The sequence below is a fragment of the Rhodococcus sp. (in: high G+C Gram-positive bacteria) genome (genome assembly GCF_049591685.1).
In the GTDB taxonomy this organism is placed as follows: domain Bacteria; phylum Actinomycetota; class Actinomycetes; order Mycobacteriales; family Mycobacteriaceae; genus Rhodococcoides.
Genome location: NZ_JBAWFH010000272.1, coordinates 1 through 14,726, shown reverse-complemented (window position 1 = coordinate 14,726; position 14,726 = coordinate 1). Strand labels below are relative to the sequence as shown.

Below are 14,726 nucleotides of genomic sequence, written 5' to 3'. Positions count from 1 at the left end.
TGCAGCACCGGCTTTCACTGCAGCACCTGGCTTTTCAAGGTTGTCCGGCGATCGACCAGGTCGGTGAACGCGGCTGTGCACGAACTCCTCCGGCACTATGACAGTCCCGAACGTGGGTGGCGTGATTCGATGCAGACCTGCTGCCGACCGCCAGTAGATTCCGTCCCCGTCGAGTTTCGCGCACGCCCATAGCCGGAGCGTCTTTGCTTGGTGATGGTAGCTGCACAGCGGATGAAGATTGTCGCGGATGGTCCACCCGCCTCGTTGCGGGTCGTCATGGTCGAACGGAACGATATGGTCGATATCGCAGCTCGCCGCGGGGGCACTGCACCCGGGAAAGGTGCAGGTGCAGTAGGTCGCTCGGACCAACGCGACGAGCTCGGCACTCGGACGGTACGTCAACGCTCCCTTGGGTGGCACCGAGTGGCCTCCGTGCCCGTCCGGATGTAGACCCTCGCCCAGAGCCGGATTGGCCGCCGCGGCCTGTAGAAATTCGCTGATTGCTTTCGACAGCGCTGCTTCTGCACCGTTCGTCAGCGACCACGTCGGCTGGTCGGAGTTCCGCGATCGCGTGTCACCGGCGGGAAGTGGCGCCGCCGGGCGTTGCCGGCCCCGCCGCAGAATCCGCCGCGCGCGCGGAATGCTCGGCACACCACGTCGCCGCGACACGAAACGGGTGCCTTTTGTTTCTCCTGCAGTGGACTCGGAAAGCGGATCCAATTTGCCGTCCACGTCATTTCCACTGTCCGCGCCGGTCGAATTGCCCGCACCGTTTTTGGTATTACCGTCTTCCGCGCTCCCGCCACGGTCGCCGTCGCCGGAGTCGTCCGCATAGTCGCCACTGTCCGCGCTGTGTTCGCCGTCCCGACTTCCCGTCGCGTCCTCACTATCCTGGCTTTCGTCGATACCCTGGTGGCTGCGGGCAGCATCGACCATTTCGGTGAGGAACATCTGCCATCGGGCGTCGGTAGCGAGCAGCCGTGCTGTTTCGGGGTCGAGGATGGTGCCGTCGGCCAAGGTTGCGGGGCTACCGGTCAGACCGAGGAGGGTCTCGAGGTCGACGTGAACATTCAGGAGAGCGCCACGACGCGGTCGTTTCGCTGCGCCGGCGCCGGCGAAGGGGCAGTCGTCTCGATTACAGAGGCAGGTCAACGAATCCTCGCGGTGAAACAGTGCAAGCAACGCGTGTCCGCGGAGCTGTTTCTTCGTCCGTGGGTCACGAGTGCAGACCGTCTCGCTGTATTCGTCGAGGAGTGAGTTACATTCGGCACCTTCGAGAATCGACATCTTCGCCACGAGGGTTGCGATTCCGTCGTCCCCTCGCCGGATGTCCGCACAGCGTTCTTCGGACACCGCTGCCTTCTGCGCCGCGGCAGCCTCGTCCGGGTTGTGTGCAATCCAGAGTTTCCAAATGTTCTCGCGCAGCGATCGAAGGTTGCATCTGAGTGCTACAGCCAGCACCTCCGCCTCCAGGGCACTTACCGTGCCATCCGAAGCCCGGCGCAGCGTGAGTCCGATAGCGCGCACACGCGAATAGTCGAGGTCGCCCGCGGCGAACGCGGCATCCACAGCGGGCAGGCGCCATGCGAGTTGATTGGCGACGGTGATCATCTCGCGGGAAACCGTCCGGGAAACCGACAACGCTACCGCCGCCTCGCATTCTGTCGCCCGCCGTGCCCGCGACACATCCGGTTCATCGTCGCCTCGGTCGGCACCGAGGAGATGAATGTCCATCTCCTCACCCAGGCGGATCTCGAACAAGTGGTGTAGTTCGCGTACCACGCACGCCGCCGCGATGTTGTCGGCGCGGCGGCCGTCTGATAGACGCGCCAGGGACTCCGACGCAGCGGTGTCTGCGTCGGATCGAATTTGGAAAGAGCCCCCCGGCTGCGCCATGACTCGACCGTACTCGAACAAACGTTCGAATACAAGCATTACGCCGAGGTGCTTCAGCCCCAGTGTGGCGGTCTGGTCAGGGATTCAGGAATGCGCGTGGCGGCATCGCCGCGGGCAGCATTGATTTGAAACTGGGTCAGATACAGACTGTTTCGCATATCAGCTCCACGAAGATCGGCGTCCCGAAGATCTGCGCCGATCATGTCGGCCCAGCGCATGTCGGCGCGCCGGAGGTCCGCTGCGATGAGGTACGCCCCTCTGAAGCTGGCACCTCGCAGGTCTGCGCCCCCCAACTTCTTGCCGACCAGATCGGCACCGCGGTGGTTCTTCTTCTTGCCCGGAGCCTGTGCGCGAACGAGGTCGCTTGCCTCCAGGAGCAGTGTGTTCGTTCGCGCGCGATGCGCATCGATGTCCAGCTCCAGCAGCTGCGCCGGGGTGTGGTCGGTGAGAGCTCGTGTCTCGTTCAGCGACTGACGGAGCGCGCCGTGAATGCGCCGGGTAGCCGACGCGTCGACAGCTTCGGTCAGGTACCAGAGCAGTTCGTGCAATTGGCGCATCACGGGGAACACGTCGAACATCTCGCGGGCGGTCTCACGGTTCTGCAGCCAACTGCGGCCGTCGTAGGTGTCCTGGGAGACCTTCTGCCCCGCCCCGAAGCAGTCGTACACCGTGCATCCTCGAAAGCCCTTGTCGCGCAGCGCGGAATGAATGCCGCACCGATAGTCGTTCTGCAGGTTGTTACAAGGATCGCCGCCTGCCTTGTCGGCTGCGAAATCGGAAGACCTCGCGAACGGCAATGCCACGCAGCACAGACCGAAACACTGGGAGCAGTCGGCGAGCAGGTTCTTCACCCGTCGACTGTGGTCGTACATCCCTCCCTCGGTCAAACCGGTTACCCACAAACGAGGCTTGTGGCCACACAACCGCAAGGCCACTTCCGACGAACGGACGCAGAAGCGACGCTGGACAGCATGACCGCAGTATCGCTCGCAACCCCCGACGCGACCCCCACCGCAACCCCCGCCGCAACCCCCGGCACCTTCGTCGCCGCCCCCGACGCAAAGCGCCCCCGGAGCATCGTCGAACACCTGACGCCAAATTGGTACGCGTCCATCATGGGCACCGGCATCGTCGCCAACGCGTCGGCGACGCTTCCCGTCCATATCGCGGGTCTCCATGTGCTCGCGACGGCGGTGTGGTTACTGGCATCGGTCGCGTTGGTGGCGCTTTCGGTGGCATTCGTCATCCACTGGGTTCGGCACACCGATACGGCGCGCGAGTACGCCCGGCATCCGGTGATGGCCTTGTTCTACGGCGCTGTTCCGATGGCTGTGCTGACGGTCGGCGCCGGCACACTGCTCCTCGGCGAGGATCTGATCGGCGAATCACTCGCGGTGTGGATCAGCGCGTCGTTGTGGACGGTCGGGACGGTGATGGGTGCGGTGACGTGTTGCTGGATTCCGTATCGGATGATGAAAGCCTCGAAAGCGTCTCAGCTGCAACCGTTACCGGCGTGGCTGATGCCCGTCGTCCCGCCCATGGTTTCGGCGTCGACGGGTGCGATGCTGTTGCCATACGTGCCCGAAGGTGTTCTGCGCGAGGGGTTTCTCCTCGCCTGTTACGGGCTGTTCGTCATCACCCTCGTGCTCGGTTCTGCTGCGATGACGATGATCTACGCCCGGCTGTTTCGTGGGTACGGCCCGCCGCTGCAGTCGGTACCGACCGTGTGGATCGCGCTGGGTCTGGTGGGGCAGTCCATCACCGCAGCCAATCTTCTCGGCGCCGACGCGTCGATCGTGTTCACCGGCGACCAGGCAACCATCGCTCGTGGGCTGCACGCGTTCGGCGTCGGGTACGGGCTCGTCGTCGCCGTGGTGGGCGCGGTGGTGTTCGCCGTCGCGGTGGCGGCCACGACGCGCGCTGCCCGCAACGGGTTGACGTTCTCGCTGACGTGGTGGAGTTTCACCTTCCCCATCGGCACCTGCGTCACCGGAGCCACCGCCCTCTGGACCTCGTTGGGTGCGACGCCTGCCGGTGGCGCCGCTCACGTGATGGCCATCGCCCTGTACGGACTCCTTCTGACCGCTTGGGTCGTCGTCGCAACCCGGACCGTACTCGGATCGCTGAACGGCCGGCTCTTTGCCGCGGTGTGAGTTGCCGCAGTGTGAGTTGCCGCAGTGTGAGTTGCCACAGTGTGAGTTACAGTCGGTTGTCCGTTGGAGATGAGGAGGTGGCGCCCGACATGAACGTACGTGCCACCCGGGTGCTCCGCCGGGCCGAGTAGGAGCGCCCCCGCGTCCCGAAAGGTCACCGTGACCCGACAACAAACCGTCACCGCCAGAACTACAGTCAGCTTCAAAACCCCAGTCACCGCCAAAACTCCGCTTTCCTTCGACAGTGTGGTTCTCGATCTTCGCTCCGCGGGATGTGTATACGCCGAGGACGAGGCCCGCTTGCTGATGGAGAAGTTCGACGGTTCGCTGATCGAGCGGGCAATTGCGCGTCGCGTCGAGGGCATTCCGCTCGAACACCTGCTGGGTTGGGCCGACTTCGGTGGGCTGCGGATAGCTGTCGAGCCCGGAGTGTTCGTCCCTCGGCGACGCACTCGATTGCTGGTCGAGCAGGCGGCGCCGTTGATGCCCCACACCGTGCTCGACGTGTGTTGCGGGTCGGGCGCTGTCGGCGTCGCCCTTGCCCACGCGGTCACAGGCCTCTCGCTGCACGCCGTCGACATCGAGCCCGCGGCTGTGCGTTGCGCACGCCGAAATGTCGAACCGGTCGGCGGCCACGTGTACCAGGGCGACCTGTACGAACCCCTCCCGGACGCACTGCGCGGAGGCGTCGACGTCCTCGTCGCCAACGCGCCGTATGTGCCGACGAGCGCCATCGGGTCGATGCCGTCCGAGGCCAGAGACCACGAGCCGCGTTCGGCGCTCGATGGGGGAGCCGACGGCCTCGACGTCCAGCGTCGGATCGTGACCGGGGCCGGTCCGTGGCTCGCTCCCGGCGGTCAGCTGCTGATCGAGACCAGCGTCGCGCAGGCGGAGGGCACGGCTCGCATCGTCGAGGCTGCCGGATTCAGAGCCGCGGTCGTGCACTGCGACAAGCTCGACGGAACTGTTGTCGTCGGTAACTTGTCCGCCCCTGGAGAACATCGGGCCGGAGGGGAACACCGCTGACGGGAACTGAGTTGAGTCGACATAGCTCAACTCCATGGAAGCAGTGGTCGATGCCGCCGCTTGACCTCGACCGAGCTCGAGGTTCTACGGTCGTGTCATGAGTATGGAAGTCACGGCCTGGAACCAGATGTACCGGACGATGCATGCGTCGTCCCAGCAGACGTCGTTCTCGGCCGACACCGCGCGAAGGATTCTGGAGTTCGCCCGCCCGCATCGACGCAAGCTGCTCGCCTTCCTGGTGCTGAGTGTGGTGCTCGCAGCTCTGGCGGTGGCGACGCCGGTGCTGGCGGGGCGCGTGGTCAATGCGATCGTCGACGGTGATCCGTTCGGTACCGTGCTGCGGCTCGCCCTCCTCATCGCATTGATCGCCGTCGTCGACGCCGCCTTCGGGCTTCTCAATCGGTGGCTGTCGTCGAACATCGGCGAGGCTTTGATTCTGGATCTGCGCACCGCGGTGTTCGATCACGTGCAACGTATGCCGATTGCGTTTTTCACGCGCACCAGGACGGGCGCCCTCGTCAGTCGGCTGAACAACGATGTCATCGGTGCGCAGCGGGCGTTCAGCGACACCTTGTCCGGCGTGGTGAGCAACCTCGTCACGTTGGTGCTGACGCTCGTCGTGATGATCGGGATTTCTTGGCAGGTGACGCTTCTGGCGCTCGTGCTGTTGCCCGTGTTCGTGCTGCCGGCCCGCCGGATGGGCCACCGGTTGGCGCGGTTGCAGCGCGAGGCGGCTGCGCACAATTCGGCGATGAGTACCCAGATGACCGAACGGTTCTCAGCTCCCGGTGCGACTTTGGTGAAACTGTTCGGTCAGCCGGACGTAGAGTCGACAGAGTTCGCGGTTCGGGCCTCGCGGGTCCGCGACATCGGGGTGCGCAGTGCGATGGTGCAGACCGTGTTCGTCACCGCGTTGACGCTGGTGTCCGCGTTGGCGCTGGCTGTCGTGTACGGCCTCGGCGGCTTCTACGCGTTGCGGGGCCAGCTGGATCCGGGTTCCGTCGTCGCATTGTCGCTGTTGCTGACGCGGTTGTATTCGCCGTTGACGCAACTTGCGAGTGCCCGCGTGGAGGTCATGAGCGCCCTCGTCAGCTTCGAGAGGGTCTTCGAGGTGCTCGATCTGGTTCCGCTGATCGAGGACAAGCCGGACGCCGTCGCTGTACCGGACGGGCCGTTGTCGGTGGAATTGAGCGACGTGCGTTTCGCGTATCCGTCGGCCGACAAGGTCTCGCTCGCCTCACTCGAAGAGGTGGCCACCCTGGACTCGCGCGGCGGGGAGGAAGTGCTGCACGGGTTGTCGTTCCGCGCCGATCCCGGCCGCATGGTCGCGCTCGTCGGCACCTCGGGGGCGGGCAAGTCGACGATCGCCCAGCTGATAGCCCGTCTGTACGACGTGGATAGCGGCTCGGTGCGCCTGGGCGGGGTGGACGTCCGCGATGTGACGGCCGAGTCCATCCGCGGCGCTGTCGGAATGGTGACGCAGGACGGCCACCTCTTTCACGAGACCGTGCGCGCGAACATCGTCCTTCCACGTCCGGATGCGACGGACGAGGAGGTGTGGGACGCGCTGCGTCGGGCCCGGCTCAGCGATCTCGTGCGCTCTTTGCCCGACGGTCTCGACACCGTCGTGGGTGAACGTGGCTATCGGTTGTCCGGTGGCGAAAGGCAACGGCTGACCATCGCCCGGTTGCTCATCGCTCGTCCGCGCATCGTCATCCTCGATGAGGCCACTGCCTCGCTCGATTCGACGTCGGAGGCGGCAGTACAGGCCGCGCTGGCCGAGGCATTGGAGGGAAAGACGTCGGTTGTCATCGCCCACCGGTTGTCGACCATTCGAGCGGCCGACACCATCCTCGTCGTCGAGGGTGGATCCATCGTCGAACGCGGAACGCACGAGGAGCTCCTCGCAGCGGGTGGCCGCTACGAAGAGCTCCACCGGACTCAGTTCGCGGGTTCGGGCACCACGGTTGCGGGGTCGCCGTCTGCGGCGGCCGCAAGCATGGGAGTGAGTCCGTCGATCGCGTAGTCGAGTGACAGCGGGCTCGAGTAACCGAGCGCCGACGGCAGGTCCGTGCTGAACGCGCCGATGTAGACGGTGCGGTCCTGCGTCACGACGTCGAGTCCCGCGAACAGCTGGTTGGTCATCAACTGTTCGCGATCCTGCCCGGCGATGACGAGTACGTCGGTATCGAGTTGGGCGAGGTTCTCGGGGCTGAGCGTCTCGGTGGCCGCGGGAATCTCGAAACCGAGGTCGGTGAAGAACAGCGCCCGAATGTCGTCCTCGCCGAGAACGAGGTAGCTGCCGTCGTCCATGACGAACGCGAGGGTGAGCGACTTGCCGGCGAACTGCGGGTTCTCGGCCGCGGCGGTCTCGAATTTCTGCTCGAGCTCCGCCGTCTGGTCGAGAGCATCTTGCTCCTTGCCCAGCGCTTTACCGATGGTGTCGAACTCCTGCTGCCACGTTGCGGCGGGAACGTCGCCGTAGCCACCGATGTCGGCGATCGTGGGCGCGATGGCCGACATTTGGTCGTACTGGCCGCGTTCGATGAAGGAGTACGGCCCCAGAATCAGATCCGGCTCGGCCGCCGCGATCTGCTCCAGATTCAATTCTTCGGAGCCCACCTCGGGGATTTCGGTACCACCCAGCGCCTGCTGCGCCCAGGGGCGTTGGCGATAGTTGTAGCTGAGGTTGCCTCGTGTGGCGACGGGCTTCACCCCGAGGGCGAGCACGAAATCCTGCTCGTTGAATCCGATCGTGACGACGCGAGAGGGTTCGGCCTCGATGGTCGTCTCCCCGAAACTGTGGGTCAAGGTGACCGGGAAATTGCCGGACTGCTCGGTGGAGTCGGCCGGGGTGTCCTGGGACGAGCATCCGGCGACCAGCGCAACGGCGACCGCGCCTGCGGCGAACTTCAGAACACTGGAACGCACGGGTACTCCTCGCATCGACGAAAGTGCGAGGTTAGCCTAACCGGGCCTCGGCGCGGTGACAGCGCGAGGTCCGGTAAGGCTTCCGTCAGCAGTTGCTGGGTGCGGGAACTCCGTTGAACCGGGCGTCGATCCACTCGAACGCCTGCGGCAAGCCCAGGACGGCAGCGGTGAGGTGATCGTTGCTGGGCACGAGGACCTCGGTGACGGGTACGCCGGCGGCGCAGTACCTTGCCAGCGTGTTGTCGATGGACGAGACGGGAATGAGCGCGTCCGACGGACTGTGCCACTCGAAGAACGGCGCCTTCGGTACACCGGGGTACATCTCGACACTGTTCTCGTTGACTGCGGCGACCATCTCCGGACTGTCGATGAGAGACAGCGAGTCCGCGACCTGCATAGCGCTCTTGCCTGCGCCGACCGCGATGATGTCGTTGGTGCATGCATCGCGCAGTTCCGTTGCCATCTGCTTACCGAGCGGGTTGAGCTGTTCGGTGATGGGGATGCGGGTCGGGTACTCACGCTCGAGCCCGAGAGCCGCAGCGAAGGCGAGACCGAAGACGGGATGCGGGCTGAAACCCAGATCGCGCGCCATTCGCTCGAGGTTCATCGGTGCGCCACCCGAAGCGCTCCCGACGATGTTGAGTTCCGGTGCGTACTCGTTCTGCAGAGCCGCGGCCCATGCGGTGGCCATTCCGCCGCCCGAGTAGCCGGCCAGTGCAACCCGGCTGTTCTGCACGCGCAGCGGTTCGAAGCGCTGCGCGGCGCGGATGCTGTCGAGAACGATCTTGCCGCCCAACTTGGCGGCGCCGTAGGCGCTGTTGGGGCCGAGGTGGTCGGCGATGACGATGGTCCAGCCGCGCTGCAGCACTGCGTTGAGTGCCGGCGCCTCGCGGATCACCAAGTTGGGGTCTTGCGACCAGAGTGCTTGCGAGGGAGCACATTCCAAGCCGAGTGCGTTGATGATGTGCTGGTACGACAGAACGGGCCCATCGGGAACACGGTTTCGCGGCACGATCACCGTGTTGACTGCTGCGATGGGGTCACCGGCGGAGTTGCTCGAGCGAAAACGAATCTGCCAGACGTCGACGTCGAAGAAACCTGCGGGCGGCGGCATCGGACGTGCGGAGATGACGTCGCCTGGGTTCTTCGCTTCGAGATCGGGAACCGGCGCATAGAAGACGTCCGAGATGGGCGTCGGCTGCAGCGGATTCGCAGCGGCGGGCGCTGCCGAGACGAGCGCGGAACACGCGACCGCCAATGCAGTGATACCGGCCGCCCCGACCAGTGTGAGTGCGCGCATGACGTGAAACCCCTCCCGGCAAAAATTCGATTGCTCGAGCGAACCGCAAATCTTTCGATTACCCCACCGATATGCGATATCCGTGGAAAGGCTCTGCTCGTTACGTTCCCCCAGAACGATGACCGAAGAGTACGCAGGTGAAGATTTTATGGCAACCGGCGACGAGACCGCCAGCGGGACGTTTTCAGTTCTCGACGACCACGTCGGACGGATCCTTGTCCTCTCGGATGCCCCGCCAGCTCGGGTGCCGCAGGTGTCCCGATTCCGTCGCTTCGTAAAACCTGACTTCCCCTACGAGGGTCGGTGACACCCAGACAGCGTCCTTGCGATCGGCGGTCGGGAGCCGTTCGGCGAACGGTGATGTGTCGGTCACGAGAGGCGTGAGACGGTCGCTCAGGGCGTCGAGCGCCCGGTCGGTGAACCCCGTCCCCACCCGCCCCACGTAGCGGAGTCCGTCCGGTTCGGGAATGCCGACGAGCAGCGAACCGAGGCCCCCGCCGCGGCGACCACGACCACGCCGCCAGCCGCCGATGACAACTTCCTGGGTTCGCCAGTTCTTGCTCTTGATCCACGTTTTCGCTCGCCGACCCGGTTGGTAGACGGAGTCGAGGCGCTTGGCGACGATGCCCTCCCAGCCGCGTTCCACGCTCGTGGCCAGCGCGTCCTCCGCCGTGCCGGTGAGGACCTCGGACACGATCACCGAATCGAGACCCGTCATCAACAGCTCGAGCAGTTTGCGTCGGTCGGCGTACTTCTTCTTCAGCAGCGACGTGCCGTCCAGGTGCAGTAGGTCGAAAGCAACGAACTGCACCTTTTTGCCGGAGCTGTTCTGAAGCAGTTCGAAACTGGTGATGCCGTCGGCATCGAAGACGACTGCCTCACCGTCGACGATCGCCTCGTGCTCGGCCAGGTCCTCGGCGAGTGCCGAGAACCCGTGGAAGCGCTCCGTCAGGTCCTTTCCCGAACGCGATTCGAGCTTCATCTCGCCGTGCGAGAAGCGTGCAACTACCCGGAAACCGTCCCACTTGCCCTCGAACGCCCACTCCCCTTCGGTCAGGTCGGACACGTCACCGGAGGTCGCGAGCATCGGCGAAATGTTCTTCGGTAGTTCACTCGCCGTATTTCCCTGCCCGGTCGTCGGTTGCCCGCTCGTAGGTAGCACTGCCGGCGCCTGCTCCTTCATCAGATGCATGAGCCATTGGTCGCCCCTGGTCTTGATCAGCGCGAATCGACCCGACGCCTTCTTGCCGTGAAGAACGACGATGACTTCGTCGTCACGCCACTTCTCGAGCTCGTATGTCCCGGCGTCCCAGACGGTCACCTCGCCGCCGCCGTATTCACCCTTCGGGATACTTCCTTCGAACGTGGCGTACTCGAGTGGATGGTCCTCGGTGTGAACGGCGAGCCGATTCTGGGCCGGGTCGTCCGGGATGTTCTTGGGGACTGCCCAGGAGACGAGGACGCCGTCGTGTTCGAGCCGGAAGTCGTAGTGCAACCGGCGCGCATGGTGTTCCTGGATAACGAAAGTGTCGTCGTTTCCTTTTTGCTCGCCACTCGCGGGGACGGGCTCCGGGGTCTTCGCGGCACTACGCATGCTGCGGTACTTCGCCAGCTTGTCGGGGCGATCCTGTTCGGCGAGTGCCGTTTTCGGGACATCAGCCTGATCTGGCAGGGGCGGGTCGAGTTGGGCCAATAGATCGCCCTGCTCTCCGAAGCGCTCGAGTACCTCCTCGAATCGCAGGTGCTCGAGGCCCGGCGACTCCAACTCGTCCCACGTCCGCGGCGCCGCGACCGTGGGCTCGTGCCTGCCCCGCATCGAATACGGCGCGACCGTCGTCTTCTTCCCGTTGTTCTGCGACCAGTCGACGAACACCCTCCCGGTGCGTTTCGCCTTGGCCATCGTCGCCGTCACCCTGTCGGGCGAACGTTCCTCGAGCAACGTCGCTACCCGCTTGGCGACGGTCGACGCACCGGTAGAGGACAGTGGTTTCTCCAGCGGGACGTAGAGGTGGATTCCCTTGCTGCCACTGGTGACGGGATATGCCGTGAACCCGATCTCCGCGATCATGTCGCGGATCTCGCACGCCACTTCGGCGCATCGCGCGAGGTCGACGTCGTCTCCCGGGTCCAGATCGAACACCATCCGCGTGGCCGGGCCCGCCTCGTTGCCGTCGAACCGCCACTGCGGGACGTGCGCCTCGATGGAGGCCTGCTGCCCGAGCCATGCCAGATCGGCAGCCGTCGAGAACAGCGGATACGTCACAACCCTGTCGGAATGCTCCATCTCACGACGATCGAGCCAATCGGGTGCCGACGAGGCCAGGTTCTTCTCGAAGAACGCCGGTTGCTCGACCCCGTTCGGCCACCGTTTACGGGTGACGGCGCGCCCGGCCAGATGCGGCAACATGGCAGGCGCAACAGCGGTGTAGTACTCGATGACCTCGGCCTTGGTGGTCCCCGTCTCGGGGAACAACACCTTGTCCAGGTTGGTGACCGAGACCTTCCGACCTGCGATGTCGAGCGTCGCCATGACGACCACAGTAGTTTGGTCGTCGCAGGCGTGGGACATGCTCGGGGGCATGGCGACGATCAGCGTGACCGTGAAGATGCCCGAGAACCCGCAGGGCGCGTGGGACAAGGCGTCGAACCTGGACCGGTTCGACGAATGGATGACCATCCACGGAGGCTGGTGCAGCCCACCCCCGAAGACGATCGGCAAGGGCACCGAAGTGGAGTCGCTGGTCAAGGTCAAGGGATTCAAGAACACCATCCGCTGGACCTTCGTCGAGTATCAGGAACCGAAGCTCATCGAAATGGCGGGAACCGGTAAGGGTGGCATAAAGATTTCGCTGATCATCAACGTCCGCGACAGCCCCGAAGGCTCCGATCTGACCCTCGACGCCTCCTTCGGCGGCGGCGTCCTCTTCGGGCCGGTGGGCAAAGTCGTCGCCCGAGCCCTGGACTCCGACGTCAAGAAATCGGTGGCGAACCTCGCTGCGCTCCCGGGCTGAGCCGCGTTTTCAGACGCCGCCCACGTTACGGGAGCGTCGGAGCCACCAGAGCCCGGCGATGGGGAGCACGACGGGGATGAAGACGTAGCCCTGCCCGAAGTGGGACCACACGGTCGCGTCGGGGAAGTCCTGAGGCTGGATGTAGCTGAGGGCGCCGATGGCGAGGACACCGACGAGTTCGACGATGCACGACACCATCACGACTCTGCGTGATGCCTCGGTTGCGCGGGCCAGGCCGACGGTGGCGACGATGTACACCACCGCGGCCACGGCCGACAGAATGTAGGCGAACGGTGCGTCGTCGAAACGTGTCGTCACCTGGACGATCGAACGCGAGGTCGCAGCGACGGCGAAGACCGCGTAGACCGCGATCAAGAACCGTCCGAATCCGGTCCGGGTTGCGGTCTGCAGTGCGTCGTGCCGCGAAGTTTCAGGTGTCGGGGATTCAGGCCCAGGGGTGTCGGGCTTTGGGGATTCAGGCATAGCCGGCCCATATCTGGCTCAGGCGCAGCACCATCGCTGCGAGGGTGAGAACGGCGACCAGCAGTACCGCGGTGCCGCCGCGGGAGCGGTCACCCAACGACCACCAGGTGCCGATAGGAAGAAGCAGGAGCAACCCGATCAGGTAGGCGCCGAAGGTGAGCCGATGTATCTCGCGGTCGCTGGTGAACATCATGACGAACCCGATGACTGCTTGAAGGAGCACTACGGCTTCGGTGGCGGAGATGGTCCAGAACAGTGCGCGATCGGACTTGTTCTTCAGCAGCACCGGGCTGTTCCTGGCGAGTTTGACGAGCACCCACACGCCGACGACGAGGGACAGCACGTACAACAGGCCGGTGACGGCGCCGATCATCGGTTCCTCTTACTGATCGCGGCGGAGGGTGGACGGTACCCAGGGTATCCGTGCCGACCTTGCAGAACACCGTGAGCCCTGCGGGAAACACCGTGAGGCCTTCGAAACAGTGGGTTGTTCCGGACGTGACCAGCCCGAAATGGTTCGGGCTTGTACTTGTCTCACGGGTTCGAACTTGTCCTTACAGGCGGTGGCCAACGTTGTCCGCCGATTCCCGCCTCGATCACTCATCGCACAGGAGTCCGCAGTGTCCGACATCGACAAGACCATCGACAAGACCATCGCCGAGAACATCGAGAAGTCGCTGGGCGAGATCCCTCATCCCTCACTGCCCAAGGGCAGCAACATCTATGGTTCCACCAAGATTTTTCCGGACTACAAGGCGGAGAACGGCGAGAGCTACTTCACCCTCGTTCACGGCATCGCGCACGAGTCGTCGGTCAGCTTCGTCGCCGTTCTGCAGGCAACTCGCGCGCTCCGTAAGGGTTTCGAGTCGGCCATGTACTTCTACGGGCCAGGAGCGATCAATTGCCTTGCCACCCGCGGGTTTCCGACAACCGGCGATTCGGGATTCCCCGGTGAGCAGAACATCAACGACTCTCTCGCGACGTTCATCGCCGAGGGTGGCACGGTGTTCTGCTGCCGATTCGGTCTCGCGTTGCACGGCGGACGCGAAGAGGACCTGATCGAGGGCATCATTCCGGCACATCCGCTCGACGTGCAGGACGCCTTGATCCACTATGCCCGCAAGGGTGCGATCATCAACTCGACGTACATGGTCTAGGGGCGCGTCGTGTCGGTCAGTACGCGCGTGGACCTGGCCCTGCTCGGGGTCAGAGGGGCACCGCCGGTCACCCGGACCGGCGGCGCAGGGCCGAGCGACGACGGGCATGTTCGCATCGACGGTCTCGGGGCAGCCATTCCGCGAAATCCGACGAGCCCGTTCGTGCTCGACGGTGATCGAGTGCTGTTCGACGGCAACGACATCGGCATCGACATCGAGCCGGTCGCCCGGCCGAGATTCTACGATCTGGTCACCGCCGACGGCGTCGCATACGACAAGATTGCCAAACTTCACGGCTCGAACGTGCTCGCCACCACGGTGGTGCAGACATGTATTCGCTACGAACCGGACCAGCGGTGCCGGTTCTGCTCCATCGAAGCGTCGCTGCAGGCCGGGGACACCGTTGCGGTGAAGACTCCGAGTCAGCTGGCCGAGGTCGCGGAAGCCGCGGTGCGACTGGACGGCGTCACCCAGATGGTCATGACGACGGGGACCTCCGCGGGGAAGGACCGTGGGGCCCGTCATCTCGCACGGTGCGTCCGGGCCGTCAAGGCCGCGGTGCCAGGTCTGCCGATTCAGGTGCAGTGCGAGCCACCGGGAGACTTGCAGACCATCACCGACCTGTGCGAAGCCGGTGCCGAGTCCATCGGCATCCATGTCGAGTCGCTCGACGACGACGTTCGACGACGGTGGATGCCGGGCAAAGCGTCGGTCGGCATGGACGAGTACCGCGCGGCGTGGCGCGAGGCCGTGCGGGTGTTCGGGCGCA

Annotated in this window: 13 protein-coding genes; 6 read left to right on the top strand and 7 right to left on the bottom strand. The window is 64.7% G+C overall.

From position 1 onward, the window contains the following. Both WBQ44_RS11540 and WBQ44_RS11535 read right to left on the bottom strand, forming a co-directional pair. Window positions 1–1,896: HNH endonuclease signature motif containing protein (locus WBQ44_RS11540; protein WP_495566826.1), on the bottom strand; the 1,896-nt coding region annotated here is incomplete at its 3' end. 53 nt (window positions 1,897–1,949) lie between these two features. Continuing rightward, the gene (locus WBQ44_RS11535) at window positions 1,950–2,768 is read right to left on the bottom strand and encodes a pentapeptide repeat-containing protein (RefSeq protein ID WP_495566825.1); all 819 of its coding nucleotides are present in this window, start codon (window positions 2,766–2,768) and stop codon (window positions 1,950–1,952) included. 99 nt (window positions 2,769–2,867) lie between these two features. On the opposite strand from WBQ44_RS11535, the gene WBQ44_RS11530 reads away from it, so the two are divergent. The 3 genes from WBQ44_RS11530 to WBQ44_RS11520 all read left to right on the top strand — a co-directional run bounded on the left by WBQ44_RS11530 (window position 2,868) and on the right by WBQ44_RS11520 (window position 7,101). Next, complete coding sequence (locus WBQ44_RS11530; RefSeq protein WP_495566824.1) at window positions 2,868–4,049, top strand: TDT family transporter; 1,182 nt, start codon at window positions 2,868–2,870, stop codon at window positions 4,047–4,049. A 246-nt stretch (window positions 4,050–4,295) separates the two neighbouring features. Further along, entirely contained in the window at window positions 4,296–5,075 is a 780-nt protein-coding gene (locus WBQ44_RS11525) for a putative protein N(5)-glutamine methyltransferase (protein WP_495566828.1), read from the top strand. A gap of 97 nt (window positions 5,076–5,172) precedes the next feature. After that, a complete protein-coding gene (locus WBQ44_RS11520; RefSeq protein WP_495566823.1) occupies window positions 5,173–7,101 on the top strand; it encodes an ABC transporter ATP-binding protein in 1,929 nt (642 codons plus the stop codon). On the opposite strand, the gene WBQ44_RS11515 is transcribed toward WBQ44_RS11520, so the two are convergent. The 3 genes from WBQ44_RS11515 to WBQ44_RS11505 all read right to left on the bottom strand — a co-directional run bounded on the left by WBQ44_RS11515 (window position 7,017) and on the right by WBQ44_RS11505 (window position 11,836). Further along, the gene (locus tag WBQ44_RS11515; RefSeq protein WP_495566822.1) at window positions 7,017–8,006 is read right to left on the bottom strand and encodes an ABC transporter substrate-binding protein; all 990 of its coding nucleotides are present in this window, start codon (window positions 8,004–8,006) and stop codon (window positions 7,017–7,019) included. The genes WBQ44_RS11520 and WBQ44_RS11515 overlap by 85 nt on opposite strands. Before the next feature lie 85 nt (window positions 8,007–8,091). Then, on the bottom strand, window positions 8,092–9,306 hold the full coding sequence (locus WBQ44_RS11510; protein ID WP_495566821.1) for a lipase family protein: 1,215 nt from the start codon (window positions 9,304–9,306) through the stop codon (window positions 8,092–8,094). Window positions 9,307–9,490: 184 nt separating this feature from the next. After that, window positions 9,491–11,836 (bottom strand): ATP-dependent DNA ligase, encoded by a 2,346-nt coding sequence (locus tag WBQ44_RS11505; protein ID WP_495566820.1) that lies wholly within the window; start codon window positions 11,834–11,836, stop codon window positions 9,491–9,493. A 49-nt stretch (window positions 11,837–11,885) separates the two neighbouring features. Here WBQ44_RS11505 and WBQ44_RS11500 point away from each other — a divergent pair, with 49 nt between their 5' ends. Then, window positions 11,886–12,317 (top strand): type II toxin-antitoxin system Rv0910 family toxin, encoded by a 432-nt coding sequence (locus WBQ44_RS11500; protein WP_495566827.1) that lies wholly within the window; start codon window positions 11,886–11,888, stop codon window positions 12,315–12,317. Window positions 12,318–12,326: 9 nt separating this feature from the next. Here the strand turns inward: WBQ44_RS11500 and WBQ44_RS11495 are convergent, their stop codons facing one another. Continuing rightward, window positions 12,327–12,800: a hypothetical protein gene (locus WBQ44_RS11495; protein WP_495566819.1), complete on the bottom strand. Its 474-nt coding sequence runs from the start codon at window positions 12,798–12,800 to the stop codon at window positions 12,327–12,329. Beyond that, window positions 12,793–13,173: a hypothetical protein gene (locus WBQ44_RS11490; RefSeq protein WP_495566818.1), complete on the bottom strand. Its 381-nt coding sequence runs from the start codon at window positions 13,171–13,173 to the stop codon at window positions 12,793–12,795. The genes WBQ44_RS11495 and WBQ44_RS11490 overlap by 8 nt, the downstream gene beginning before the upstream one ends. Before the next feature lie 139 nt (window positions 13,174–13,312). On the opposite strand from WBQ44_RS11490, the gene WBQ44_RS11485 reads away from it, so the two are divergent. Together WBQ44_RS11485 and WBQ44_RS11480 are read left to right on the top strand one after the other, a co-directional pair. Next, window positions 13,313–13,957: an MSMEG_0572/Sll0783 family nitrogen starvation response protein gene (locus tag WBQ44_RS11485; RefSeq protein ID WP_495566817.1), complete on the top strand. Its 645-nt coding sequence runs from the start codon at window positions 13,313–13,315 to the stop codon at window positions 13,955–13,957. A gap of 9 nt (window positions 13,958–13,966) precedes the next feature. Further along, window positions 13,967–14,726 (top strand): MSMEG_0568 family radical SAM protein (locus tag WBQ44_RS11480; RefSeq protein WP_495566816.1); only part of this gene is annotated, 760 nt, incomplete at its 3' end.

Coding starts and splice junctions, on each gene's coding strand:
- WBQ44_RS11500 (WP_495566827.1), top strand. CDS start 11,886: ATGGCGACGATCAGCGTGACCGTGAAGATGCCCGAGAACCCGCAGGGC.
- WBQ44_RS11505 (WP_495566820.1), bottom strand. CDS start 11,836: ATGGCGACGCTCGACATCGCAGGTCGGAAGGTCTCGGTCACCAACCTG.
- WBQ44_RS11535 (WP_495566825.1), bottom strand. CDS start 2,768: ATGTACGACCACAGTCGACGGGTGAAGAACCTGCTCGCCGACTGCTCC.
- WBQ44_RS11485 (WP_495566817.1), top strand. CDS start 13,313: ATGGTTCGGGCTTGTACTTGTCTCACGGGTTCGAACTTGTCCTTACAG.
- WBQ44_RS11510 (WP_495566821.1), bottom strand. CDS start 9,306: ATGCGCGCACTCACACTGGTCGGGGCGGCCGGTATCACTGCATTGGCG.
- WBQ44_RS11530 (WP_495566824.1), top strand. CDS start 2,868: ATGACCGCAGTATCGCTCGCAACCCCCGACGCGACCCCCACCGCAACC.
- WBQ44_RS11520 (WP_495566823.1), top strand. CDS start 5,173: ATGAGTATGGAAGTCACGGCCTGGAACCAGATGTACCGGACGATGCAT.
- WBQ44_RS11495 (WP_495566819.1), bottom strand. CDS start 12,800: ATGCCTGAATCCCCAAAGCCCGACACCCCTGGGCCTGAATCCCCGACA.
- WBQ44_RS11490 (WP_495566818.1), bottom strand. CDS start 13,173: ATGATCGGCGCCGTCACCGGCCTGTTGTACGTGCTGTCCCTCGTCGTC.